At 62.9% G+C, this 24382-nt stretch carries 30 protein-coding genes and 1 tRNA gene; 20 read left to right on the forward strand and 11 right to left on the reverse strand.

Translation table 11 applies throughout. The features are described 5' to 3' along the window. The first annotated feature begins 8 nt into the window (after window positions 1–8). Genes EB233_RS20615 through speB form a run of 5 tightly spaced genes read left to right on the forward strand, consistent with a single transcriptional unit; the run spans window position 9 to window position 3993 of the window. The gene (locus EB233_RS20615; protein WP_081294276.1) at window positions 9–779 is read left to right on the forward strand and encodes an ABC transporter ATP-binding protein; all 771 of its coding nucleotides are present in this window, start codon (window positions 9–11) and stop codon (window positions 777–779) included. Beyond that, entirely contained in the window at window positions 776–1531 is a 756-nt protein-coding gene (locus EB233_RS31850) for an SDR family NAD(P)-dependent oxidoreductase (RefSeq protein WP_064991485.1), read from the forward strand. The genes EB233_RS20615 and EB233_RS31850 overlap by 4 nt, the downstream gene beginning before the upstream one ends. Beyond that, the gene (locus EB233_RS20620; RefSeq protein ID WP_064991486.1) at window positions 1525–2232 is read left to right on the forward strand and encodes an SDR family NAD(P)-dependent oxidoreductase; all 708 of its coding nucleotides are present in this window, start codon (window positions 1525–1527) and stop codon (window positions 2230–2232) included. Before EB233_RS31850 ends, EB233_RS20620 begins: the two co-directional genes overlap by 7 nt. 12 nt (window positions 2233–2244) lie before the next feature. Further along, a complete protein-coding gene (locus tag EB233_RS20625; RefSeq protein WP_064991656.1) occupies window positions 2245–3024 on the forward strand; it encodes a creatininase in 780 nt (259 codons plus the stop codon). 3 nt (window positions 3025–3027) lie between these two features. After that, a complete protein-coding gene (speB, locus tag EB233_RS20630) occupies window positions 3028–3993 on the forward strand; it encodes an agmatinase (RefSeq protein WP_064991487.1) in 966 nt (321 codons plus the stop codon). Between the two features lie 21 nt (window positions 3994–4014). Here the strand turns inward: speB and EB233_RS20635 are convergent, their stop codons facing one another. Genes EB233_RS20635 through EB233_RS20645 form a run of 3 tightly spaced genes read right to left on the reverse strand, consistent with a single transcriptional unit; the run spans window position 4015 to window position 5985 of the window. After that, a complete protein-coding gene (locus EB233_RS20635; protein ID WP_064991657.1) occupies window positions 4015–4782 on the reverse strand; it encodes an alpha/beta fold hydrolase in 768 nt (255 codons plus the stop codon). Window positions 4783–4802: 20 nt separating this feature from the next. After that, window positions 4803–5366 (reverse strand): DUF192 domain-containing protein, encoded by a 564-nt coding sequence (locus EB233_RS20640; RefSeq protein ID WP_027051706.1) that lies wholly within the window; start codon window positions 5364–5366, stop codon window positions 4803–4805. A gap of 22 nt (window positions 5367–5388) precedes the next feature. Next, window positions 5389–5985: a cold-shock protein gene (locus EB233_RS20645; RefSeq protein WP_064991488.1), complete on the reverse strand. Its 597-nt coding sequence runs from the start codon at window positions 5983–5985 to the stop codon at window positions 5389–5391. Between the two features lie 218 nt (window positions 5986–6203). Here EB233_RS20645 and EB233_RS20650 point away from each other — a divergent pair, with 218 nt between their 5' ends. Further along, window positions 6204–6644, forward strand: coding sequence for a VOC family protein (locus EB233_RS20650; protein WP_064991658.1), 441 nt, complete (start codon window positions 6204–6206; stop codon window positions 6642–6644). A gap of 142 nt (window positions 6645–6786) precedes the next feature. Continuing rightward, entirely contained in the window at window positions 6787–7074 is a 288-nt protein-coding gene (locus EB233_RS20655) for a DUF2218 domain-containing protein (RefSeq protein WP_064991659.1), read from the forward strand. A gap of 5 nt (window positions 7075–7079) precedes the next feature. Here EB233_RS20655 and EB233_RS20660 read toward each other — a convergent pair whose 3' ends face one another. Together EB233_RS20660 and ilvA are read right to left on the reverse strand one after the other, a co-directional pair. Further along, on the reverse strand, window positions 7080–7634 hold the full coding sequence (locus EB233_RS20660; protein ID WP_064991489.1) for a DUF1697 domain-containing protein: 555 nt from the start codon (window positions 7632–7634) through the stop codon (window positions 7080–7082). Beyond that, window positions 7631–8887 (reverse strand): threonine ammonia-lyase IlvA, encoded by a 1257-nt coding sequence (gene ilvA, locus EB233_RS20665; RefSeq protein WP_064991490.1) that lies wholly within the window; start codon window positions 8885–8887, stop codon window positions 7631–7633. The genes EB233_RS20660 and ilvA overlap by 4 nt, the downstream gene beginning before the upstream one ends. 348 nt (window positions 8888–9235) lie before the next feature. On the opposite strand from ilvA, the gene EB233_RS20670 reads away from it, so the two are divergent. Together EB233_RS20670 and EB233_RS20675 are read left to right on the forward strand one after the other, a co-directional pair. Continuing rightward, on the forward strand, window positions 9236–10345 hold the full coding sequence (locus EB233_RS20670) for an alpha/beta hydrolase (RefSeq protein WP_064991491.1): 1110 nt from the start codon (window positions 9236–9238) through the stop codon (window positions 10343–10345). A gap of 149 nt (window positions 10346–10494) precedes the next feature. Continuing rightward, the gene (locus EB233_RS20675) at window positions 10495–11649 is read left to right on the forward strand and encodes an alpha/beta hydrolase (RefSeq protein WP_161633491.1); all 1155 of its coding nucleotides are present in this window, start codon (window positions 10495–10497) and stop codon (window positions 11647–11649) included. Window positions 11650–11670: 21 nt separating this feature from the next. Here the strand turns inward: EB233_RS20675 and ade are convergent, their stop codons facing one another. Further along, window positions 11671–13488 (reverse strand): adenine deaminase, encoded by a 1818-nt coding sequence (gene ade / locus EB233_RS20680; protein ID WP_064991492.1) that lies wholly within the window; start codon window positions 13486–13488, stop codon window positions 11671–11673. 106 nt (window positions 13489–13594) lie between these two features. After that, a complete protein-coding gene (locus tag EB233_RS20685) occupies window positions 13595–13981 on the reverse strand; it encodes a SecDF P1 head subdomain-containing protein (protein WP_064991493.1) in 387 nt (128 codons plus the stop codon). Window positions 13982–14172: 191 nt separating this feature from the next. Between EB233_RS20685 and EB233_RS20690 the strand changes: the two genes are divergently transcribed. Both EB233_RS20690 and EB233_RS20695 read left to right on the forward strand, forming a co-directional pair. Then, window positions 14173–14841, forward strand: coding sequence for an outer membrane protein (locus EB233_RS20690; protein WP_064991494.1), 669 nt, complete (start codon window positions 14173–14175; stop codon window positions 14839–14841). 281 nt (window positions 14842–15122) lie between these two features. Continuing rightward, window positions 15123–15208, forward strand: a tRNA-Leu gene (locus tag EB233_RS20695). 75 nt (window positions 15209–15283) lie between these two features. On the opposite strand, the gene EB233_RS20700 is transcribed toward EB233_RS20695, so the two are convergent. After that, window positions 15284–15667 carry a hypothetical protein gene (locus tag EB233_RS20700; protein WP_064991495.1) on the reverse strand — a complete coding sequence of 128 codons (384 nt, stop codon included), beginning with the start codon at window positions 15665–15667 and terminating at the stop codon, window positions 15284–15286. Window positions 15668–15783: 116 nt separating this feature from the next. Further along, on the reverse strand, window positions 15784–16362 hold the full coding sequence (locus EB233_RS20705) for an NUDIX domain-containing protein (RefSeq protein ID WP_064991496.1): 579 nt from the start codon (window positions 16360–16362) through the stop codon (window positions 15784–15786). A 159-nt stretch (window positions 16363–16521) separates the two neighbouring features. Between EB233_RS20705 and EB233_RS20710 the strand changes: the two genes are divergently transcribed. The 4 genes from EB233_RS20710 to EB233_RS20725 all read left to right on the forward strand — a co-directional run bounded on the left by EB233_RS20710 (window position 16522) and on the right by EB233_RS20725 (window position 18739). After that, window positions 16522–17625, forward strand: a complete 1104-nt coding sequence (locus tag EB233_RS20710; RefSeq protein ID WP_064991497.1) for an NADH:flavin oxidoreductase/NADH oxidase — start codon at window positions 16522–16524, stop codon at window positions 17623–17625. Window positions 17626–17744: 119 nt separating this feature from the next. Continuing rightward, on the forward strand, window positions 17745–18062 hold the full coding sequence (locus EB233_RS20715) for an SH3 domain-containing protein (RefSeq protein WP_064991498.1): 318 nt from the start codon (window positions 17745–17747) through the stop codon (window positions 18060–18062). Window positions 18063–18191: 129 nt separating this feature from the next. Continuing rightward, on the forward strand, window positions 18192–18470 hold the full coding sequence (locus tag EB233_RS20720; protein WP_032916788.1) for a DUF982 domain-containing protein: 279 nt from the start codon (window positions 18192–18194) through the stop codon (window positions 18468–18470). A 29-nt stretch (window positions 18471–18499) separates the two neighbouring features. Next, window positions 18500–18739 (forward strand): DUF2188 domain-containing protein, encoded by a 240-nt coding sequence (locus tag EB233_RS20725; protein WP_010909163.1) that lies wholly within the window; start codon window positions 18500–18502, stop codon window positions 18737–18739. Between the two features lie 99 nt (window positions 18740–18838). On the opposite strand, the gene EB233_RS20730 is transcribed toward EB233_RS20725, so the two are convergent. Further along, window positions 18839–19123: a hypothetical protein gene (locus EB233_RS20730; RefSeq protein WP_064991499.1), complete on the reverse strand. Its 285-nt coding sequence runs from the start codon at window positions 19121–19123 to the stop codon at window positions 18839–18841. Window positions 19124–19177: 54 nt separating this feature from the next. Beyond that, window positions 19178–20179: an alpha/beta fold hydrolase gene (locus EB233_RS20735; protein WP_064991500.1), complete on the reverse strand. Its 1002-nt coding sequence runs from the start codon at window positions 20177–20179 to the stop codon at window positions 19178–19180. Between the two features lie 162 nt (window positions 20180–20341). Here EB233_RS20735 and EB233_RS20740 point away from each other — a divergent pair, with 162 nt between their 5' ends. The 5 genes from EB233_RS20740 to EB233_RS20760 all read left to right on the forward strand — a co-directional run bounded on the left by EB233_RS20740 (window position 20342) and on the right by EB233_RS20760 (window position 23742). Further along, window positions 20342–21085, forward strand: coding sequence for a competence/damage-inducible protein A (locus EB233_RS20740; protein ID WP_064991501.1), 744 nt, complete (start codon window positions 20342–20344; stop codon window positions 21083–21085). Window positions 21086–21166: 81 nt separating this feature from the next. Next, complete coding sequence (locus tag EB233_RS20745) at window positions 21167–22000, forward strand: universal stress protein (protein ID WP_064991502.1); 834 nt, start codon at window positions 21167–21169, stop codon at window positions 21998–22000. A 116-nt stretch (window positions 22001–22116) separates the two neighbouring features. Continuing rightward, complete coding sequence (gene gpt / locus EB233_RS20750; RefSeq protein ID WP_027051686.1) at window positions 22117–22617, forward strand: xanthine phosphoribosyltransferase; 501 nt, start codon at window positions 22117–22119, stop codon at window positions 22615–22617. Between the two features lie 211 nt (window positions 22618–22828). Continuing rightward, window positions 22829–23317, forward strand: coding sequence for an NUDIX hydrolase (locus tag EB233_RS20755; protein ID WP_064991503.1), 489 nt, complete (start codon window positions 22829–22831; stop codon window positions 23315–23317). Window positions 23318–23433: 116 nt separating this feature from the next. Further along, window positions 23434–23742, forward strand: a complete 309-nt coding sequence (locus EB233_RS20760; protein ID WP_064991504.1) for a PilZ domain-containing protein — start codon at window positions 23434–23436, stop codon at window positions 23740–23742. Window positions 23743–24382 lie beyond the last annotated feature (640 nt).

Here is a 24382-nt window from a genome sequence, read left to right on the forward strand (position 1 = left end):
GCATGGCAATGACCGGATATGTCCAGTTCGTCGATACGGCCAAGTCGTTCGGCCCCGTCAATGTCGTGCGCAAGACCAATCTTGGCCTCGACCGCAACTCGCTGGTCGTCTTCCTCGGACCTTCGGGCTGCGGCAAGACCACATTGATGCGCATGGTCGGTGGCCTTGACGAGCCGAGCTCGGGCTCGATCCTGCTTGGCGGGGAAAAGGTGGTCAGGCCCGACCGCCGGCGCGGCATGGTGTTCCAGTCCTATTCGTCCTTTCCCTGGCTGACGGTCGAGAAGAACATCGCCTTCGGCATGCGCTATAGGAAGGACCTCGATTCGGCGCAAAAGGCCGAGCGCATCGGTCACTATCTCGACCTGTTCGGCCTCGCCGACTTCGCTGGCTCCTATCCGAACCGGATCTCGGGCGGCATGCGCCAGCGCGTGGCGATTGCGCGCACACTGGCCGCTGGATCGGATGTGCTGCTGATGGACGAGCCCTTCGGCGCGCTCGACGCGCTGACCCGCGAGCGCCTGCAGGTCGAATTGCGGCAGATCCAGATCCGCGAGGAAAAGACCGTCATCTTCGTCACCCATGACGTGGAAGAAGCGGTGTTCCTTGCCGACCGCATCATCCTGTTCTCGCGCCGGCCGGCTTCGGTCGTCGCCGATATCGACGTGGCGGCCGAGCTTGGGCCGAACCGACCACTGGAGATCCGGGAGACCCAGAAATTCTTCGAGCTGCGCAACAAGGTCCTGCATCTCATCCGCAACGAAACCGGAGTGGTGGTATGAACCTCTCCTTCTCCGGAAAGACGGTGGTGATCACTGGAGCCAGCCGAGGCATCGGGCTCGGCATCGCCAAGGGCTTTGCCCTGGCCGGTGCCAACCTGCATCTCATCGCCAATGACCCCGCCGTGCACGAACAGGCGCGTACGCTGGATGCCACCAGCGCGGAGGTCGACATCACCGACCGCGCTGGTGTCGCGACCTCGCTCGACCCTGTCCCCAGCATCGACGTGCTGATCAACAATGCCGGCCTCGAACTGATGACGCCGATCGCCGACAGCAGCGATGAGAACGAAGCCGCCTTCCGGCGTATCATCGAGATCAACATCATCGGCACGGCGCTGGTCACAGCGCGCGCTTTGCCGCGCATGGGGGCTGGTGCGGCGATCATCAACACCGCGTCGATCTGGGGCCGGATCGCCGAGGCGCGGTTTGGCGCCTACGTTGCCTCCAAACACGCCATTATCGGCCTGACCAAGACCTGGGCCAAGGAACTTGGATCGCGAGGTATCCGCGTCAACGCGGTCTGCCCGGGATGGGTCCGCACCGAAGCATCGATGCGCTCGCTCGGCCGCATGGCAGTGCAAGGTGCCGTCAGCGAAGCGGCTCTGCTGGAGGAGATTGTCGGCGCGCAGGCGCTGCCCGGCCTGATGGAACCCGCCGACATGGCTGGCACCTATCTGTTCCTGGCCTCCAGCCTCGCAGCCAACATCACCGGGCAGTCGCTGGGCGTCGACAGGGGAGAAGTGCCTTGGTAGTCCCGTTGTTTGGAAAACGCGCTGTTGTCACCGGCGCGGCGAGCGGCATCGGCCGCGCAACGGCGCTTGCCTTGCGGGAGGCAGGCGCTGCTGTTCTCGGGTTCGACCTGGAGGCGTTAGAAGGCGATATACCGATCCTTGCCTGCGACCTCGCCCGCGAGAAAGACGTCATTGCGGCGGTCAGGCGAGGCGCGGAACGGATCGGCGGCTACGACATCCTCGTCAACAATGCCGGCATCCTGCAGGAGGTAACGCTCGATGCCATTTCGCTCGACCATGTCGACCGCATGTTCGCCGTCAATGTGCGCGGCGCCATCCTCATGGCCCGCGAAGTCCTGCCGCACTTGCCCGACGGCGGCCGCATCATCAACGTCGCTTCCGAACTCGCTTATCTCGGCCGCGCGGGCGCTTCGGTCTATTGCGCAACCAAGGCGGCGTTGCTCGGCTTGACCCGCTCCTGGGCACGCGAACTCGCGCCCCGGATTCTGGTCAACGCCGTGGCGCCAGGCCCCACCGACACGCCGCTTCTAGGCTTCGAGACGTTGAGCGAGAGCCAGCGCGCCCTGGAGACCACCCATCCGTTGGGGCGGATCGGGCGGCCAGATGAAATCGCCTCCGCGGTGGTTTTTCTGGCCGGCCCGGGCGCGACATTTTTCACCGGACAATGCCTGGGCGCCAATGGTGGCGCGGCGATGCTTTGAGATGAGATGATGATGAGAGACAGGGTTTTCCTCGCCGAACTGCCGTGGCCGGAGGCAGAGAAGCGCATCGCCGCCGGCGCGCCCGTCTTCTTGCCGCTCGGCTCGACCGAACAGCACGGCCATCACATGGCCATGAACGTCGATGTCGTTATCCCGACCGCGATCGCCGAGACGGTGGCCAGGCAGGTTGGCGGCCTCGTCGCGCCGACCATCGCCTATGGAAACCGCTCGCAGCCGAGAACAGGCGGTGGTCCGGCCTTTCCCGGCACGATCAACATCACCGCGCATACGTTTTCGCTGATCGTCAAGGATGTGATCTGCGACCTCTATCGCCAGAAAGTCCGCCGCATCGTCGTCCTCAACGGCCACTACGAGAACATCGGCCCGTCGATCGAAGGCATCGAATTGGCGCTGGATGCAATCGGACGCGAGCGTGCGACGGATCTGACGATCCTGCGCATCGACCATTGGGAGATGGTGCGCGCACAAACACTGGCGAGAGTGTTCCCTGATGGCTACCCCGGCATCGAGCTCGAACATGCCAGTGTGATCGAAACCTCTATGATGCTCGCGTTGCGCCCCGAACTCGTCGACCTCGGCAAGGCGCTGCATGACGGCCCCGCGCAGTTCAATCCCTATGATCGTTATCCGAGGCCGGCCGATGAAGTGCCACCGTCAGGCGTCCTGTCGCTGACCGAGGGTTCGTCGGCGGAAAAAGGCCGCTGGCTGCTCGACGACTGCGAGACGCGGATCGCTGAAATCGTCAAACGTGAATTCTTCCGAGGTGCCTAAATCATGAGCAGCAATTTCTTCCAGCCGATCGACGCTTCGGCCGTTCCCCGCTTTGCGGGGCTCTCGACCTTCATGCGGCTGCCGGCGGTGGCGAGCGCCGAGGGGCTCGACATCGCACTGGTCGGCATACCGTGGGATGGCGGCACGACCAACCGCGCCGGGGCCCGCCACGGCCCGCGCGAGATCCGCAACCAGTCGAGCCTGATGCGGCGCGTCCACCACGTCTCGGGAACCGAACCGTTCAGCATCGCCAATGTAGCCGATGTCGGCGATCTCTCGGTCAATCCTATCAACCTCTTGGACGGGTTGAAGCGCATCGAAGACGGCATCGCCGCGATCGTGGCGGCGGGCGCCATTCCGCTGGCCGCCGGCGGCGATCATCTGACGACGCTGCCGGTGCTGCGCGCCGTCGCCAGGGATCGGCCGGTCGGCATGATCCATTTCGACGCGCATTCCGACACCAACGACCGCTATTTCGGCGACAATCCCTATACGCACGGCACGCCCTTCCGCCGCGCCATCGAAGAGGGGCTGCTCGACCCGAAACGCGTCGTGCAGATCGGCATTCGCGGCTCGATCTACGAGCCCGGCGAGCACGACTGGGCGGTCGCCCAGGGCATTCGCATCATCTACATGGAGGAGTTCGTCAGGCGAGGTGCTGCCAACGTCATGGAGGAAGCGCGCGCCATCGCAGGAACCGGACCGACCTATGTGACCTTCGACATCGACTGCATCGACCCGTCCATGGCGCCGGGAACCGGCACGCCCGAGCTCGGCGGCTTTACCACCCGCGAGGCGCAGGAGATGGTGCGCCTGCTCGACGGATTGACCATTGTCGGCGCCGATGTCGTGGAGGTGGCGCCGCCGTTCGATCTCGGCGGCATGACGGCGCTGGCGGGCGCGACGATGATGTTCGAACTGCTGTGCGTGCTGGCGAAGTCGGTGCAAGGAGCAAGGGCGCCGGACTGAGCCCAGCCACCTCGCGCGGGATCAAAGCGGATATTCGGCGTAGAACTCCAGCACGCGTTGCTTGAAGGTCTTGTCCCCGACCGCCAGCATATGGTCCCTGCCCTCGATGTGGAAAGCCCGGGCGTTCGGCATCAGGGCGGCAAGCTCGTCGGGCGAACCGCCAATATCGTCCGTCGTGCCGACGGCGACCAGCGTCGGCTGGGCGATGCGGGCAATGTCCTGCTCGCTCAGCAATTCCCGCGATTTGGCGATGCAGGCGGCGAGCGCCCGGCGGTCGCTGCGGGTCTGGTCGGCAAAAGCGCGGAAAGAGCGGCCGCGCGGATGGGTGGAGGCAGCCGGATCGTCGGCAAGCAGTGCGTCGGCAATCGGATCCCAATCGCCGACGCCATCGATCATGCCGATGCCAAGGCCACCAAAGACCAGCGTCGCAACCTTGTCCGGGTCGGACAGCGCCAGGAACGCCGCGATGCGCGCGCCCATCGAATAGCCCATGACATGGGCGCGTTCGATGCCGAGATGATCGAGCAGGGCGGCCGCGTCCGAAGCCATTTTTGCGGGCGTGTAATCGGCCTCGTCATAGCTCTTCGATGACGAGCCGTGGCCGCGGTTGTCGAAGGCGATGGCGCGATATCCAGCGTCGTTGAGCGTCTTGAACCAGCCGGGCGACACCCAGTTGACGTAGTGGCTCGAGGCGAAGCCGTGGATCATGAGCACGGGATCGCCAGCGCCCGATACCGGCTGGCGGTCGAGAAAGGCAAGATCGAAGCCATCATGAGGAAAAAACTGCATCGGCAGGCGATCTTCCACGCTCACTTCGAGCCGACATTGGGAGAATCGCCCTTGTCCGCCGGTGGCATGCCGGGACCCGATGCCGTGCCGATCGCCGGATGGCGCAAAAGATCACCGTCGGCGATGCCGTCCCGGGCGGCGGTGCCGGCCTTGAGCTCGAGCACGAAACGGACCGGCTCACCGGGCGAGACGATCGCCTCGGATTGCGGCTCCCCTTTCTTGATGGCGCGTATCCTGCCGTCCTGGCCGACAAAGATCAAATCGAGCGGCATCGGCGTGTTCTTCATCCAGAAACTGACCTCGCGTGTCTCGTCGAAGACGAACAGCATGCCATGGTCGGCTGCCATGTCCTCGCGAAACATCAAGCCGGCCTCACGCTCTGCTTCGGTGTCGGCGACTTCAATGGAGAAGGATCGTTCACCGCCTTTCGTCACCGCAACCAGTGGTGCAGGGTCGACGGGCAGGATCATTGCCCGGCCATCGGCCGCGCCGGGGACCTGGAAATAGAAGAAAGCGCCTGCGCCGATCATGAATGCAGCAACGGCGCACATCACGCCCGCCGTCAGCGAATTCCTGTGAGACATATGAAATCCTCGGCCAGTCGCCCTAATGCGAGACCGGCAAGGTGCCCATATCGGGGTGAATTTCGGCGGCCATAAGGCCTTTGTCACCGCGCCCGAAACGGACAAGCACAACTTGCCCCGGCCGAAGCTCGGTGATGCCGTAGCGGCGCAAGGTCTCCATATGGACGAAAATGTCCTCGGTACCTTCGCCGCGCGTCAGGAAACCGAAGCCCTTGGTGCGGTTGAACCATTTGACCAGGGCGCGTTCGAGCCCGCTCTCCGGCGTCACCGCGACATGGGTGCGCTGTTCCTGCATTTCCGCGGGATGGACGGCGGTGGTGACATCCATGGAAAGCACGCGGAACGCCTGCAGCCCGCGATCGCCCTGCTTGACGAGGCAAACCACGCGCGCGCCTTCCAGAGCTGTCTGGAAGCCGTCCCGCCGAAGACATGTTACATGGAGGAGGATATCGCCCGAGACACCGTCATCGGGAAGGATGAACCCGTAGCCCTTGGCCACATCGAACCACTTGATGGCGCCGGCAATTTCGGTCAGGTCGGCGGCATCGTCGCCTTCGTCGCGCGTCAAGGCGTCGCCAAGGGTTCCGGCCCGCCCCGTCAAAGAGGCCTTTTCCCCCATAAGAATGCCCCCTTTTTTGCAAGAACACCGCAACTGATTCTTGACACCAGATTAACACCGCGGCTTCCGGTGTGTGCAAGACCTTCCCTGCCTTTTTTCACGGTTCATTGCGGGAATACCGAATTTGTTCTTTGCCGGCTTCGCCGGCCGCCGAGATTGCCCTTTCAGCGGGCCGACCCTATGTTGCGCCGCAACCCAAACATACCGAGGAAAATCCCATGCGCTATCTGCACACCATGGTCCGCGTCGCCGATGTCGATGCCTCACTCGATTTCTACTGCAACAAGCTCGGGCTGAAGGAGGTCCGCCGCTACGAAAACGAACAGGGCCGCTTCACGCTGATCTTCCTCGCCGCTTCCGAAGACGAGGAGAGCGGCGTCAACAACAAGGCGCCGTTGGTCGAACTGACCTACAACTGGGATCCGGAAGATTACAAGGGCGGGCGCAATTTCGGTCACCTCGCCTATGAGGTCGACGACATCTACGCCACGTGCCAGCATCTGATGGACAATGGCGTGATCATCAACCGGCCGCCGCGCGACGGCAACATGGCCTTCATCCGGTCGCCGGACGGCATCTCGATCGAGCTGCTGCAGAAAGGTCCGGCGAAGGCCAAGGCCGAGCCCTGGGCTTCGATGCCCAACACCGGAAGCTGGTAGGCGTCGATCTGATACCGGGGCGGATACCGCCCGCCAGCCGTTGGCGTTCGGCAAGACGACGCCTATCTGTGCGAAATCGCGCCGGCGACAGCTCCGGCGCATTGTCTTGCGAATGGGCAAACCGCCCGCGGAGAATTCCACCATGCCGTCCAGCCACGCCGACGTCGCCACCGAACATGCCAGCCGCTACCTGCAGCAATTGTGCAAGCACTGGGCGCACAAATTCCCGGTCGAATTCGATCCCACCCATGGCACGATCGATCTGTCGCTCGGCCGCACCGTCATGGATGCCGATGCGGGCACGCTGCACATCACTGTGTCGACCGACGAAGCCGGGTCGATCGAGCGGCTGGAAAGCGTCGTCGCCGATCACATCAAACGCTTTGCTTTCCGCGAGGAACTGACCTTCGACTGGAAACCAGCCGCCTAACCAGCTTAGTTCTTGCCTGCCTGGCCGGCCATTTCCAGCAGCGCCAGCACCGAGCGCCAGTTGCGCGCGGTGCCCGGCACCTTGAGAACGCGCCCAATAAGGTTGGCGAACACCGATTTGCCGAGCCCGTTCGGCGCATGCAAGTAGAGCACATCGCCCTTGACCTCGAAGCGCTCGGGACCGGTGCATTTTTCAGCCAGCCGCGCCACCTCATCGACGGTCGGCTCACGCTCCAGCGCGTAGGCATGGAGCTTGGTGTGGTCGGCGGCCGCTTCCGGATAGGGATTTTGTCTCACCAGCCGTTCGAACCAGTTGAGATCGCGCACCATGATGCGCGAATGAAAGCCCCATTTCTTCGCGAAAGCCGTTTCGATCTGTTTGGTCAGCGTGGCGGCGTCGCCCTTCCCGGCCCGGAAAACGACATTACCGCTCTGCACATAGCTGGCGACGTCGGAAAAGCCGAGATCCTCGAAGAACGAGCGCAGCTCCGCCATCTTGACGATGCGGTTGCCGCCGACATTGATGCCGGAAAACAGGGCGATGAAGATTTTTCCGCTCATATGATGAACCCCGCCAGCGTCTCGTTGTCGGTGATGTCCTGATACTGGACGCCCTCGGCCTCGAAATTCGCCTTCAGCAGGTCGAAGTTGCGACGGTCCTTGGTTTCGATGCCGATCAGCACCGAGCCGAAATTGCGCGCCGACTTCTTCAGATACTCGAAACGCGCAATGTCGTCGTCCGGGCCCAGCATTTCGAGAAAGTCGCGCAGCGCGCCCGGCCGTTGCGGGAAGCGGATGATGAAGTACTTCTTCAGCCCCTCGTAGCGCAGCGCCCGCTCCTTGACGTCCGGCAGCCGTTCGAAATCGAAATTGCCGCCCGAGACCACCGCGACAATGGTCTTGCCCCGGATCTCCTTCCTGGAAAAATCCTTCAATGCGTCGATCGCCAACGCGCCGGCCGGCTCGAGCACGACGCCTTCGACGTTGAGCATCTCGATCATCGTCGCGCAGAGCCGGTTTTCCGGGATCAGCCGCACCGTGTCGGCGGCAAAATCCTTGAGATACCGCAAGGGTTCGCGGCCGATCTCGGCAACCGCCGCGCCATCGACGAAGTTGTCGACCTTGGCGAGCTTCAGCCGCCTTCCCGCCGCAAGGCTGTCATGCAGGCTCGGCGCTCCGGCCGGCTCGCAGAAGACGAAACGCGCCTCTCGGCCCTGATCAGCGAAATAATGCGTCACGCCGGCGGCGAGCCCGCCGCCGCCGACCGGCAGCATGATGATGTCGGGCATGCGTGAGCCCGGCATCTGGTCCGCGATCTCATAGGCGACCGTGGCCTGCCCCTCGATGATGTCCTTGTGGTCGAAGGGCGGCACCATGTGGGCGCCGGAGCTTTCAGTGAATTCGAAGGCGGCGCGATAGCAGTCGTCGAAAAAGTCACCGACCAGCCTGATCTCGACGAAATCGCCACCGAACAGCCGGGTCTTGTCGATCTTCTGCTGCGGCGTCGTCACCGGCATGAACACGACACCCTTCTTGCCGAAATGGCGGCAGACGAAGGCGAAACCCTGCGCGTGGTTGCCGGCCGAGGCGCAGACGAACAGTTCGGCCTGATTGCCGGCGGCAAGCGCCTTGCGAAAGAAGTTGAAGGCGCCGCGGATCTTGTAGGAGCGCACCGGGCTCAGGTCCTCGCGCTTCAACAGCACCCGAGCCCCGGTCTTTCTCGACAAATAGTCGTTTTCCTGCAGCGGCGTTGCCGGAAAGATCTGGCGGATCGCGGCAGCAGCGGTAGCGACGCGCGAAGAAAAACTTGTCATGGCAGATCATCCCGAACCGCCCGCAGGCGCGTAAAACACCAGCCTATCGCATATCCGGTCCCTCAAGACCATTGTCCCGTAGCGCTCACATCCGCCAAGGCGAATTCCTGGCTTGCGAGCAGCCACTTGGAGGCGTTTGTTCATGAAAGTCGCCTCGCGGTGGAGCGAACGTAACGGGCGCCGTGCGCGGCATCCCGCCGACAGAGGACGCTGCCCCTCCTCCACCCTCGCCGCCATTGGCTTTCGCGCAACAGTGCGGCGGCCGTCATCGGGCGCCGACGACATTTTGGCCGGACACGACTTACTTCCGCCGCACTTCGCCTGCTGGGGAGATGTCGCGGAGGGTGGATGGCCCTTTTTGGGCTCTATTGGAATTTTGACGTGCATTTGAAGACGATTTGCATTCTTGTGCTTGCCTTGCTGGTGGCAGGCTGCGGAGGCGGCCGTAGAACCGAGGAACTGCTCGGCAGCGCCGTCATGTCCGTGCCGGTGACGGAAATCGCTGGCAATCACTCGATCTTCATTGCCACGACGCGCAAGAAATCCGACGATCCCAACAAGGTTTTCGACGGCGAGCGCTCGGCCACGCTGAACTATGCCCGCGTCAACGTCACCGTGCCAGGCGTCCACCAGACCGGTCAGATCGAACGGCGCTCGCGCGGCAAGTCGGATGACCCGGCGAAATATTTCATGGCTTCCGAGGTTGTCGGCTACGACACGCAGCCGAAATTCTCCAGCGCGCTCAACGCCGATATCGCGGCACGCGGCGGCCGCGTCATGGTCTTCGTCCACGGCTACAACACCGGCTTCGACGACGCGGTCTACCGCCTGACCCAGATCGTCCACGATTCCGGCTACCCAGGCACGCCGGTGCTGTTTTCCTGGGCGTCGGGCGCCAAGACCACCGACTATGTCTACGACAAGGAAAGCGCCAGCGCCGCCCGCGACCAACTCGAAGTGACGTTGCGCATGCTGCAGCAGTCCGGCGCGCGGCGCATCGACATTGTCGCGCATTCGATGGGGACCTGGGTGACCATGGAAACGCTGCGCCAGATGGCCATCAGCGGCGACCGTGACCTGGGCGGCAAGCTGGGCGACGTGGTGCTGGCATCGCCCGATATCGACGTCGACGTGTTCAAGAGCCAGATGCGGCGCTACGGCAAGCCCGACAAGCCGTTCATCCTGCTCTTGTCGGACGACGACCGCGCGCTGAGGCTGTCCGGCCTGATCGCCGGCTCGCGGCCGCGCGTCGGCGACTACAAGGATGCCGCCGACCTTGCCTCCTATGGTGTGACGGTGGTCGATCTCTCCAAGGTCAAGGGCAGCGACAGCTTCAACCACACCAAATTCGCCGACAATCCAACCCTGGTGAAGATGATCGGCCAGCGTTTGCGCGAGGATGATGGCTTTGCCAGCGACCGGGACGTGACCGACCGTATCAGCCTGCTCGGGCAGTAGATGCGGCGCCACGGGTTTCGCCGTGCCTGTTCACCATTGCAGAGGCATCAGCTCACTTTGAACTGGACCGCGCCGGTCTCTGGCTTTATCGGAAGAGCGAGCGGCGTCATGTTTTTGACGTCCCCCGTCATGGGAGCCGGCGCTTGACCTTGCGCTTCAACCGTTTCGTCGCCGTAACCCTGACGCTGCTGGTCGCCGGCTGCGCCGGTAATACGCACGATCTGCTCAACAAGACGACGGTCACCGTGCCCGCCTCCGACATCGCCGCCACCCACGAAATTTTCGTCGCCACCACCCGCCAGCAGGCGACCAAGGATTCGCGGCAGGTATTCGACGGCGATCGCTCCTTGACCACCAGCTACGCCCGCGTGGATGTCACCGTGCCGAAAGTCCACCAGGTCGGAGCTATCGAGCGGGCCAAGGGTTCGGCCAACTCGAACCCGGCCAAGCAATTCACCGCCACCGATGTCGTCCACTACGCCGATGCGCCGCAATTCGCCAAGGCGGTCGGCGCCGACATCGCCATGCGTGGCGACCGCGCGCTGGTTTTCGTGCATGGCTTCAACAACGGCTTCGACGATGGCATCTACCGGCTGACGCAGATCGCCCACGACACGAAATATCCGGGCACGCCGGTGCTGTTCTCCTGGGCGTCGAGCGCCAAGACGACGGGCTATATCTACGACAAGGACAGCGCCAACGCCGCTCGCGACGATCTCGAGGCGACGCTCAGGATGCTCGCCAAGACACGGGTCAAGAGCATCGACATCATCGCCCATTCAATGGGTACCTGGCTGACCATGGAGGCGCTGCGCCAACTCGCCATCACCGGCGACCGTGATCTCGGCGGCAAGCTCGGCTATGTCGTCCTGGCTTCACCTGACATCGATGTCGACGTGTTCAAGAAGCAGATGATACGCTACGGCAAGCCGGACAAGCCGTTTGCCGTGCTGCTGTCAGCCGATGACCGGGCGCTCAAATTGTCTTCACTTATCTCTGGCGACAAGCCGCGTGTCGGCGATTATGGCAATGCGGCCGATCTCGCCAGCTACGGCGTCTCCGTGGTCGACCTGACCAAGGCCAAGGGCGGCGACGGCGGCCTCAACCATGCAAAATTCGCCGACAATCCGATCCTGGTACAGTTGCTTGGCAACCGGCTGCGCACGCCGGCCGGCCTCGCTGCCGATGAGAGCCCGGCGGATCTCGCCAATGTCGGCGAAGGCCTGGGCAAGGCCGTCGGTTCGGTAGCCGACGTCGTTATCACCACGCCGTTCAAGGTGCTGACCATCGTCACCGGCGGGTGAGCGAGGCGCCGGTGCCTGGTCTTAGACGAAGAGGTCGACCTTCCGGAAGGTCGTCACGTCGATCAGTCCGACGTCGGAAATCCTGAGTTCCGGAATGACCACCAGCGCCAAAAGCGAATGCTGCATGTAGGCGTTGTTCAGGGAACAGCCCATCTTTCGCATCGCCTCGGTCAGTTTCTCAGCTTTGGCAGCGACGATCTCGGCGCGCTCGTCCGACATCAGCCCGGCGATCGGCATTTCGACCAGCGCCAGTTCCTTGCCCTTGGAGAACAGCACGACGCCGCCGCCAACTTCGCCCAGCCGGTTGACCGCCAGCGCCATGTCCTGCTTGTTGGTGCCGACACAGATGATGTGGTGGGCGTCGTGCGCCACACTCGAGGCCATGGCGCAATCGCTCATGTAGCCGAACCCGGAAACGAAGGCGTTGGTGACGCCGCCGGTGCCCCTGTGGCGCTCGACGAGCGCGATCTGGCAGACATCGTTGCGGCGATCCATGGCGACCAGCCCGTCCTCGACGGCGAGATCGGCCTCCAGCGCCCGTGTCGGCGCCTGGTTTTCGATGGCGCCGATGACACGCACGCGCACCTCGTTGGCACCCTTGGGAGCGACAATGTCGAAATCACCAGCCTTCAGTTTCTTGCCCAACTTGACGGTGTTCTTCGCCGTCTTCGGATAGTCGTAGGCCGGAATGTCGATCTCGAGCTTGCCGCCCTTGGCCAACCTGACGCCGCGCGCATAGACCTCGTCGATGGTCATTGCCGCGAGATCGGAGACAATCAGCAGGTCGCCCAACCGCCCAGGCGCGATCGAACCGATCTCGCGTTCCAGCCGGAAATGCTGGGCGGTGTTGATCGTCGCCATCTGGATCGCCGTCACCGGCTTCAACCCTTGGCTGATGGCGTGGCGCACCACCCGGTCCATGTGGCCTTCGTGGACCAGCGTGCCGGAATGGCTGTCGTCGGTGCACAGGATGAAGTTGCGCGGATCGATGCCGCCTTCGGTCACCGCCTTGATCTGCGAAGCAACGTCGTACCAGGCCGAGCCCAGCCGCAGCATGGCCTTCATGCCCTGGCGCACGCGGGCGATGGCGTCCTCGGCGCGCGTGCCCTCGTGATCGTCCTCGGGGCCGCCGGCGACATAGCCGTGGAACGGCAAGCCAAGATCGCGCGAGGCATAGTGGCCCCCGACGGTCTTGCCGGCACGAACCGTCGCCGCGATCTCGCCCGACATCACCGGATCGTTGGCGGCGACGCCCGGAAAATTCATCACTTCGCCGAGCCCGATGATGTTTGCCCAGGTCATCGCTTCCGCGACATCGGCGACCGTCAACTCGGCGCCGGCGTGCTCCAGCCCAGGTGCGGAAGGCACGCAGGACGGCATCTGCACATGCACGTTGATTGGCATGGCCACCGCCTCGTCATGCATCAGCCGCACGCCGGGCAGGCCAAGCACATTTGCGATCTCGTGCGGATCGATGAACATCGAGGTGGTGCCGTGCGGAATGACGGCGCGACAGAATTCGGTCACCGTCACCATGCCGCTCTCGACATGCATGTGCGCATCGCACAGGCCGGGCACCAGATAGCGCCCGCCGGCGTCGACCACCCTGGTGCCCTGGCCGATGGCGTGGCTGGCATTCGGCCCGCAATAGGCGAAGCGGCCGCCTGATATGGCGATGTCGGTGCCGGCGATGATCTCGCCGGAGTGAACGTTAACCCAACGGCCGTTGCGGATGACGAGATCGGCGGGCTTGCGGCCCATGGCGACGTCGACCAGATCAGTCGCCATCTCGGTCCAGGGTTTTGGTTTCGTCGCATGCGCCGCCGGCTTCTTTGCCATGAAAGGACTCCTGTTTGCGCGACTTTGCCAAGCCTGCCTGGTTTTGACCAGCGCCAAACAACGGATGGGGTTAGGGCTAGGCAGCGTTCACGGAAGCCCTTCGCCCTCACAAAGGCTGTTCAGCCTTGACCTCGACGGTGACTTTCGCACCTCCGGCCGAAATCCGTTCGGCGAGATGCTGGAGTTCACCTGGAGCGAAGGTGCCGTTGAGCATCACTTCGCCGCGGAGGATCGGTTCGACCAGGCGCGGCGACGCCACCACGGTGCCGTCGACGCTGAGATCGACCACCTTGCCGACATTGGCCTTGGTGAAGTCGGCGAACGCCTTTGCGCTGTCCGGCGTCATCTTGAGGTTGAGTGCCATCTGGACCGACGCCTGATCGGACACAACCGCGGCTTTGGCAATGGCGAGAGTCAACGGCTCGGCCATGGCGAGGCCGCAGGCAAGCAGCATGATGGCCGTTCCAGCGATGAGGCGAGCCAGGCTGATCATCGGAATTTTCCCAGCAAGACGGCCATCTTGCACGCTGACAGCCCCTGGGCAATGCCAGGTGCCCTCGGCCTCGGCTTCCAGGCCACGCCTGGCGAACGACACACCGCAGCCAGAAACAGGATTCCGTTTTGTCGCAAACCGGTCTACCTTGGCTCCCAGGATTTTTCCAACTCTTCACCCGGGGAGTTCGAATGTATCGCCTTGTCGTCGCCAGTGCCGGCCTTCTTGCCGTCCTGTCCATGCCGGCTCTAGCAGCCGACCCGACAGTCGACTTGCCGATGACCGCGCCCGGCTTCGACTGGACCGGATACTATGCCGGCCTGCAGGCAGGTTATGGCTGGGGCCAATCCGATATCTCGGGAAACGACGGTGGACCGTTTTCCGTCTCGCCCGACATTGATGGCGGTTTCATCGGCGGGCACGTCGCCGGGCTGTGGCAGTTCGAGCAGGCGGTGATCGGCGCCGAAGCCGATCTCAACTATTCCTCGATCGATGGCACGGCGGAACTCGGCGGACCCGGAAATGTCGTTGGCACCGATATCAAATGGTTCGGGTCGGTCAACGCCAAGGCCGGATATGCAATGGATCGTGTGCTGGTATACGGCATGGGCGGCATCGCCTTCGCCGGTATCGAGACGTCGCAAGCCGCGGGATCCGAATTCTCAGAGACACGCATGACTGTTGGCTGGAGCGTGGGTGCCGGCGTCGACTATGCGCTGACAGACAAGTTCATTGTCGGCGCGCAGTATCGCTACTACGATTTCGGCTCCGAGCACTATGATGGATCCGCCGATTTCGTGGCCCGCGACCAGGACACGAAGCTGAACACCGTCGGCATCAATCTGAGCTACAAGTTCTGAGCGCGCCAATAGCGATCGGCGAGCGAACGCCGTGACGTAGTAAACAATTTCGATGAGAGGGGCGGCCGACGCCCCCAGTGGGCGGGGGGATTGGGTTGGGCCTGAAGGCGCCGGCCTTGGCGGATCAAATCCGCCGCATGAACATCCTACCAGTGCCCGCGGCGCGGATAATTCCGTGATCGCACCAGTATCGCCATAGGCCGTCGTCTGGGGTGCGCGTTCAGGCATGGCCAAGAACACGACTTGACGGCTTGTCTCTGGCATCTGAAAAGGGCTGATCTGCGGACGTGGCGGAATTGGTAGACGCAAGGGACTTAAAATCCCTCGATCTCTGATCGTACGGGTTCGATTCCCGTCGTCCGCACCACGTTCAAAGGAATATCGCTGGGCGAGTTGGAGGGGCGCAACGCCGGTCACGAAGACATCGGGCACGATGGCTGAATTAATGGTTTCCTGCGCATAGTGACGTCATACCGACCAGGGCTTGTGCGTGAGCATGGAGTTCGCGCGCAGCCTGCCGGTATTCGATCTCGTCGCCGCTGCAAACGACCATAAACTGCGCCGCGAATTCATGGGTGGTTGTGGCCGGTTTTGCCAACATAGTTCCCGCGATCTCCGACATGCCGCTGTGGATACGCTTCAGATCATTGTCGGAAATGCCAAAAGAGATCGAATTCCTGAGTGCTTCCCAACGCCGGAAGCCCGCCAGGATCGGGCTTTCGTTCAGGTTCGCGGCAGAAGTCCTGGGCAGCGCAGCGGCTCCCATGGCTGGAATCGAGACGACCGTGCCAAGCGCGGCGCTTCTCGTCGTTGCATGAAAAATCATATCCAAATCCCTACGATTGAACCCGATCTCTACGGCCGGCTACCCGATGCCGCATTGCTCTAAGTCAAATCGTCGGCAACAGGCCGAAAGCGGCGAGCGTGGATCAAACCTCGGATTCAAGCAGTGATTGGGTTCAGCTTCAAATGCTGGATCAGGATAATCGTCTTGGCATCGACGATCCGGCCGTCGGCGATGCCGGCCAGCGCCTCGTCGAGCGGCATCTCCAGAACCTCGATGTCCTCGCCTTCTTCCGGAGCGCCGCCGCCGGCCGAGATGCGGTCGGCGGGTGAATAGCGGGCAACGAAGAACCACAGCCGCTCGGTGACGCTGCCCGGGCTCATGTAAGGCGAAAACAGCCGCTCGATCTTGTTCAACCGGTAGCCGAGTTCTTCCTCTGCTTCCTTGCGGATGGCGGTCTCCGGATCGTTTTCGTCGAGCAGCCCGGCACAGGCCTCGATCAGCGGCTCGCGGTGGCCGGTGACATAGGCGGGATAACGGAACTGACGCACCAGAAGCACCGTCGAACGCTGAGGATCGTAGGGCAGGATCACAGCGCCGTCGCCGCGATCATAGGTCTGGCGGATTTGCGTCTCCCACTGGCCGTCACGCCGGCGATAGTCGAGCACGGTCTTCTTCAGCACCGCCCAGTCGTCCGAAAGAACCTCCTCGGAACGGATACGAATGCGATCTTCCATCGGATACCTCGGTATTTGCCGCCGAGCGCAGGCGTAGCCGCGAAGCGGCGCCGGCGCAATCGGGTCAGCGATTGGTCCAGGACGCGCTTCACTCTCTCGTGTGTGGTATGGGAGGGTTCCGTTGCCTAAATAGCGCGTTCCCTTCCCCGGAGTCCTTTCATGACGACATCGCTTTTCCAGCCGATCACGCTCGACGGTTTGAGCTTTCCCAATCGCATCGCGGTGGCGCCGATGTGCCAGTATTCGGCCGAGGACGGCTCAGCCAGCGACTGGCATCTCTACCACTGGATGAACCTGGCCATGTCCGGCGCCGGCATGATCACTGTGGAGATGACCGATGTCGAGCGCCGCGGGCGCATCACGCATGGCTGCCTCGGCCTCTATTCCGATGACAACGAAGCCGCGGCGCGGCGCACGCTAGACGCGGCCCGACGCGTCGCAGCACCGGGCACGAAATTCGGCACGCAGCTTGCGCATGCCGGCCGCAAGGCCTCGAACCGCAAGCCCTGGGAAGGCGGCGGGCCGCTGCAGCCGAACGAAGACCCCTGGCAGACCGTCTCGGCCTCGGCCATCGCCTACGACACCGGCTGGAACGTGCCGCACGCGCTGGAAGACGAGGAGGTCCTGCAGCTCATCGCGCGGTTCGTCGAAGCCGCCAAGCGGGCCGAACGCGCCGGCTTCGACTTCATCGAACTGCACGCCGCACACGGCTACCTGATCTTCCAGTTCCTGTCGCCGCTGTCCAACCAGCGCACGGACCGTTGGGGCGGCTCGCTGGAGAACCGGATGCGCCTTGTCGTCGAAATCGCCCGGGCCGTGAAGAAGGCGGTGCCGAAGCTGATGCTCGGCACGCGGCTGTCGGTGAAGGATTGGGTCGATGGCGGCTTCGACGTCGAGGACGCGATCGCGGTGGCGAAGGCGCTAAAGGCCGAGGGGGTCGCCTATCTCTGCTGCTCCAGCGGCGGCAATTCGCCGTTGCAGAAACTGCCCACCGGCCCGGGCTACCAAGTGCATCTGGCGGAAGCCGTGCGCAAGGGCGCCGGCATCCCGACCCGCGCCGTCGGCCTGATCGACGATCCCAGGCAGGCCGAGGCCGTCATCGCCGAGGGCCGCGCCGACATGGTGGCGCTGGCGCGCGCCTTCCTGGCCGATCCGCGCTGGGGCTGGCGCGCGGCCGCCACGTTCAGCGAAAAGATTCATCCGGCGCCGCAGCTCGCCCGCTCGGTGACGACGATGCAGCACTGGATGAAGGCGGCGGGCTGACCGGCCCGGCCTGCCGAAATCGACACGATCCTGCCCTGCCCGATTGCGACAACGCGGCTTCAATTCTTGCCGCGAACTGTTACGTTGGGTGAGGGCGCGGCCGGGCTTGGGAGGTAATCATGTCGTTCAGGGCATTCTTGCCGGCTGCAATGCTGGCGGCGGTGACCGGTTTTTGGCTCAATTCATCGACGGCGAGCGTCGCGCAGTATTGCGAGGGCACGGTGCACGGCCTGTCGGGGCGCTACAATTTGGCCACAGGCAGCGGCTTTCTCGCCGTGCGGGCACGGCCGAACTCGTCATCGCGGATGATCGGACAGCTTTTCAACGGCGATCACACCGAGATATTCGACCGGCGCGGCAACTGGTACCAGGTCGAAATCGGCGGCACGACCGGCTGGGCGAACGCACGCTGGCTACGCAACGATTGCGGCTATTGAGCTGCTGCCTCGATGTCGCTCCGAGGGCTCGGACGGCCACCGGAGCAGAGTCTCCAAATGGAAGCTGAGACGTTTGGGCGCAGGTTCGCGCCACTTTTGCAACCAAATTGGCTGTTTTGCGTTGCGGCCATGATGGACAACAAGCCCTTTGAAACGCCGGTCGTGGTCGAACTCGGTCATGTCGGCAAATATCGTCATATACGCAGCACGCAGGAAGCGGCGGAGTGCCTGATGACAGTGTGGCCGCTCAATCGCGGCCCGCGCCATCGTGACGCCCTCGACACTTGCCTCAAAGTGCTGGAAGGTTATCGTTCGACAGCGGAAGCGCGACGGGCATTGATCGAGGCCGCCAGGGAATCGGAAGTGCTGGTGCCCGACGACAGGCTTCCCGACGACCGGCTGCATTGAGCAGGCGGACCTTTCAACCGGAGGTTTTGATGGCGAAGCTGACTTACAAGATCGTCGAGCATGACGGCGGCTGGGCCTACAAGGTCGGTTCGACCTTCTCGGAGACATTTCCCACCCATCAGGATGCGCTGCGCGCCGCAGAGATCGCCTCGGCAGAGCAGCAGGTGGCGGGCGCGACGGACGGCATCCAGTACGAGGATGCCGACGGCAAATGGCATGAAGAACTGGCCGACGGCCGTGACCGGCCACAGACGGAAGTGTCCGAGTAGATTTTCCGCAGAGAATTTGCCAGCAGGAACAGGCAGGGCGCCGGCCGTGGACGTCAGGAGAGACGACGTCCCGCGGCCAGCGGCTGCCCAGCGGCTTAATTATTTGCCGCAGTACTGATCGTTCACATTGCCCTGGGCATTGGCGTCAGGCCCGGCCGTGCTGTAGGCACAAGGGCCGGCCGGACCCGAATTGCCTAGGCTGTCCAGCCCAGAGCGGTCGCCATTGATGCTTCCGGTCGTGTTCTGGTCGATGCCAGAAGACTCTTCATTGCCGAACTGCCACCAGTTGTGATGGCTGGAATATGCGCCGTCGGATGACTGGGCCATCGCTGACGTGGCGAGACCGATCGTCAGAACCGATGCCGCGAGAAGTTTCGTGTACATTGAATTACTCCGTGTCTTGGTCGCCTTGGGTGCGACACGGGGTAAACCCGGCACTCAGCCGGTTGGTTCATTGAAATTGTCGTGAGGCTGTGGTGATGCAAACGCACGGCCGGCAATCCGCTCGATGAAATCGATGACCCGCCTGGGCTCGATAAACTGCGGCATATGGCCGATGCCGTCGACTGGCTCGAAATCGAGCCCTTCGATCCTGCCGAGCATCGGCTCGCCATGGATACGGATATCGATGACGCGGTCGGCGGTTCCGAACAGGATGCCGGCGGGCATGGCAATTTCGCCATAGCGCCGCTCGATGCGTCCGAGATCCTGTTCGACGGCCACTATATCGCTCGACGTCGCATGGAAATGACGGGGCCTCAGTCCGAGCCACCCACCACCCTCGACCATATAGTTGGCGGGAAAGGTCTGCGGCGCGAAGACGAATTCCATTGTCGGGCGCGCATATCGCAGGCTTGTCGGTATCGCCAAGGTATAAGCCATGATCCAACGCCATAGGCGCGATCGAATATACAGCGCGCCGACCTTCTTGCTCATGCCGGGTTCCAGATGTGTCAAGGGTGCCAGCAAGGCGATGCCCGAAATCGCGTCGGGATGGTCCACGGCCAGGGCCAGCGTGATGGCGCCACCCAGCGAGTGGCCGACCACCAGCGGCCTTTCCAGCCCCAGCTTTTCGATGAAGCGGCGCACCAGGGCCGCCTGTTCGGGCAACCGGCCGGTGGCGCCGTTCGCGCGCACCGAATAGCCCGATCCCGGACGATCGAGCGCGACCAGCCGATAGCCCGGGCCGAAATGGCCGAACAAAGTGTGCCGGAAGTGATGGAGTTGAGCACCAAGCCCGTGCAGGAAGACGACCGGCCTGCCCTCGCCGACATCGACATAGTGGATGCGGTTGCCGTCGATGTCGACGAATTTTCCGACCGGCGGCACCAGTCTCCGCGCCTTTGCCGCGATCCACAGCGTCGCCAGCACAAGGCAGGCCACCCCCAGCACCGCCAGCAACAACAGGGCCAGCAGCCACGACAGGATCGATAACAGCATTGTTCACCTGGACCAGAAACGGTTTGAGCTTACCCGCATCCGGTCACGCTGCAACCTCGCATCGAAACGGGTGCAGCCGGACATCGATACTCACCGCCCGCGCGGCATTGCCGACAGCCACGCGGCGCGCTATCTCAGGCGACCCGTCAGCCGGAGCCTCCCATGCCTGAAATCGTTACCGCCGCCATGCTTGTCATCGGCGATGAGATTCTGTCTGGCCGCACCAAGGACAAGAACATCGGCCACCTCGCCGACATCATGACGGCAATCGGCATCGACTTGAAGGAAGTGCGCATCGTTCCCGACGAGGAAGACGAGATCATAGCCGCGGTGAATGCCGTGCGTGCGCGCTATACCTACGTGTTCACCACAGGCGGCATCGGCCCGACCCATGACGACATCACGGCCGATTCGATCGCCAAGGCGTTCGGCGTGCCCTGCGAATACGATGCCAAGGCCTATGCGATGCTGGGCGAAAGCTACGCGGCGCGCGGCATCGAATACACCGATGCGCGTAAGCGCATGGCGCGGATGCCGCGCGGCGCCGACCACATCGACAACCCTGTATCGGTGGCGCCCGGCTTTCGCGTCGGCAATGTCCACGTCATGGCCGGCGTGCCCTCGATCTTCCAGGCCATGCTCGACAATGTGGTGCCGACGCTGAAGACAGGCACGAAAATGCTGTCGGCCACGGTGCACTGTCCGTTCGGCGAAGGCCTTGTCGGCGGGCCGTTGGGCGAGATCCAGAAAGCGCATCCGGAAACGATCATCGGCTCCTATCCAAAGTATGGCGACGGCAAGTTCTGGACCGAACTGGTCGTTCGCGCCCGCAGCCAGGCGGCGCTCGACGCCGCGCGAGCCGATGTCGAGGCGATGGTGGCGGGTTTCGCCGCCACGGCGAGTTGATGGCTCCGGCTGGAACCAAGCCCTGCGCGGCGACGTTTTCCTGAACGCGAGCTCCAAGGCTCGCCAGATTGAGGGATCACCATGCGCTTCAAGACCATCGTTGCCATTCTGCAGAACGAGCAGGACGCGGAACGCGTGCTCGACTGCGCCATTCCGCTCGCCAGCCGCTTCGAGAGCCATCTGATAGGCATCCATGCGGAGGCGCTTCCGGTACCCTACACCTCGGCGACAGGCTTTCCGGATACGGAATTCCTGCAGGTCTCCGCCGACATGAACCGGGAGCGGGCCGACAAGCTGCAGGCCGTGTTCCTCCGGCGCATCGAGGATTCCGGCCTGTCCTTCGAGTGGCGCAGCCTGGAGAGCTTCTCTGGCGACAGCGCGCTGACCGGCATTTCAAGCGTGCGCGCCGCCGATCTCATCATCGCTGCCCAACGCGAGACGGGCGGCGACCCGGGCGCCGATGTCGACACGCTGGTCTATGATGCGGGCCGACCGGTGCTGGTGGTGCCGAGCACCGGTCCGTTGGTGACCACATTCAAACATGTCTTGCTCGCCTGGAACGGCAGCAAGGAGGCCGCACGCGCCGCCTTTGACGCCCTGCCGTTCATCATCGAGGCCGAAAAGACCGACATATTGGTCATCGATCCGCCCGATACGCTCGACGAAAGCCCGGAGGCCGCCGGCGCCGAAATCGCGTCTGCCCTGTCGCGCCATGGCGCCACGGTCAGTGTCTCGGTGCAGAAATCGGACGGCGCCTCGGTCGACGACATGATTCAGAACCGGGTCGCCGAGACCGGCGCCGATCTCCTGGTGCTTGGCGCCTATAGCCATTCCTGGCTGCGGCAGCTGCTATTCGGCGGAGTGACTCGCACGGTGCTGCGCACGGCGCAGGTGGCGGCCTTCCTGTCGCGATAAGTCCACAGCCATCGCTGCCGGCCGCCCTTGCCAAGTCCACGGTTTACCAGTTAATTCCGCGCGCATTCCCCTGTTTATGTGCACGCGGCCCTCGCGTGCTGCGGAGTGCGCGAAAAATGTCCCTTCCCGAAAAAGCCTTTCCGGTCTCCTGGGACCAGTTCCATCGTGACGCCCGCGCACTTTCCTGGCGGCTTTCCGGCGCCAATAAAGGGCAATGGAAGGCGATCGTCTGCATCACGCGCGGCGGTCTGGTTCCGGCGGCGATCATTGCGCGGGAGCTCGGCATCCGCATCATCGAGACGGTCTGCGTCGCCTCCTACCACGACTACACCAGCCAGGGGCAGTTGCAGGTGCTAAAGGAGGTGACGCCCGCGCTGCTCGCCGACGACGGCGCCGGTGTACTCATCATCGACGACCTGACCGACACCGGCAAGACCGCCGGCATCGTGCGCGCGATGATGCCCAAGGCGCATTTCGCGACCGTCTACGCCAAGCCGAAGGGCAGGCCGCTGGTCGATACTTTCGTTACCGAGGTCAGTCAGGACACCTGGATCTATTTCCCCTGGGACATGGGCTTCACCTATCAGAAGCCGATCGCCGACGACCACGCCGGCTGATTCGCGACACGCCGCTTTTTCCAATTACGCCGTCACCGGCGATAATATTCGCTTCGGCACATGGGTCTGCGGGGCAGGATATCCTATGGAATCTGTCTCTGTTGGTGGAAATCGGCCGGCCTGAGCGAAGTTTTTACTTTTATTGGTCACAATTAGCCGTAAGATTCGTAAGGCGGCAAACGATTCTGGAGGCTGGGGGCTAGCTTCTCCGATGTTAACGAGGCCAACGACGCATAACCATCTGGCTGACAGGGTCCGGCGACTCTTCGGCAACGCGCCGTGCCGCCTGCAAGTTGCCGCCCTGCCCTGGCGCGATACCGGAAACGGCGTCGAGATCATGCTGATCACAAGCCGCGATACCGGCCGCTGGGTGTTGCCAAAGGGCTGGCCGGAGGCCAGGGAGCCGCTCAGCGAGGCAGCGGCGCGCGAAGCCGGCGAGGAAGCCGGATTGCGCGGAAGCGTCTCCCATATCGAAGCCGGCCGCTACTTCTATGCCAAGGTGCTGGGATCAGGCGAAGAAGTGCCCTGCGAGGTGCTGGTGTTTCCGCTGCTCGTCGACAAGATCGCCGACCGCTGGAAGGAAAAGCACTCCCGGACCCGCAAATGGGTCAGTTCCAGCGAAGCAGTACGCATGGTCAATGAACCGGACCTTTGCCAGATCATCGCCTATTTCTGCGCCGACCCGCATAGGTTTGCCTGAGCGGGGATTGCCCGCATGCCGTGTATTTGGTTGCGCCTTTACAACCCGTGTGACATGGCTGTGAAGGGTTTGCTAATCATTCCCCGCTAGAAGATGTGCCAATCTGGGTTTCATCAATGGCGAATCCTGTAGACTCACATCAGCAAGATCCCGAGCCACAGCGCGAGCATCGTCCGCGCGTGCTCAAGGGCGCGACGATCATCACCGGGATTCAAAATTCGGAAATCGCCGTCATGCTGCGCAACCAGCATGCTGGCGGGGCCGAATTGAAGATACCGCTCGAGTCGCGGGTACCCGATCGTTTCCTTCTTTATGTGCCGCTTGACGGGGTCGCTTATCGCTGCGAGGTGCGCTGGCGCCGCAACGACAGGATCGGGGTCCAGTTTACTGGTACCGAGCCGAAGCCGAAGCTGCATTACGGCTGACATCGGGTGCGCGAGCCTGAGAGGCTTTTGCCGCCGAGCCGATCGCTCCCGGCTGGCGCCTCCCGACCGTCGCCGGGTGGCAAATCCGCCGCCCGAAATGGCAATCGCGCGGCCCATTTCTATCCCCGTTATCCACATGCGTGACACACAAGATGTTGGGGTCACAAAAGCTACGCAAACGAATCCTTGACGGCGCAAACCGAGTCGCCTTTTATAGGCCATGCGCTCCTGTTGAGAGTGCGACCGGAAAGTTCTGAGCCCGGTCTTTTTCCCGGATTATGTGCGTTTTTTCCCGCATTTGCGCCTCTTTACGAGGCCGGCGGAAGCGTTGGGATTGTGGGGTGTTGGGGCGACGAAAGGGAGAATTGTCGGACTGGAATAAATTGTCTGTTAATACTATATTTAGTGTTTGCAGGTAGGTTCGACGCTAGATAGTGTGAATTTCCCTCCAGTGAGGGAATCGAAAAATTCAGTTTTGAGGGACCCGCAAGGTCGGTTGGCAGCCTCGGCAAGCGCCTGGCAAGGCGTTTTGTCGTGAGCGTGGCAATAGCTTGCGAAGAGGAGATGCCGGCGTTGTTCGCAATGCCGGCCGGCGGCGGACTGCGCGTTTCGCAATGGGGTAGAGAAATCCCCTCGGAAA

Origin of the sequence: Mesorhizobium erdmanii (assembly GCF_013170725.1) — a bacterium.
GTDB lineage: Bacteria > Pseudomonadota > Alphaproteobacteria > Rhizobiales > Rhizobiaceae > Mesorhizobium > Mesorhizobium erdmanii.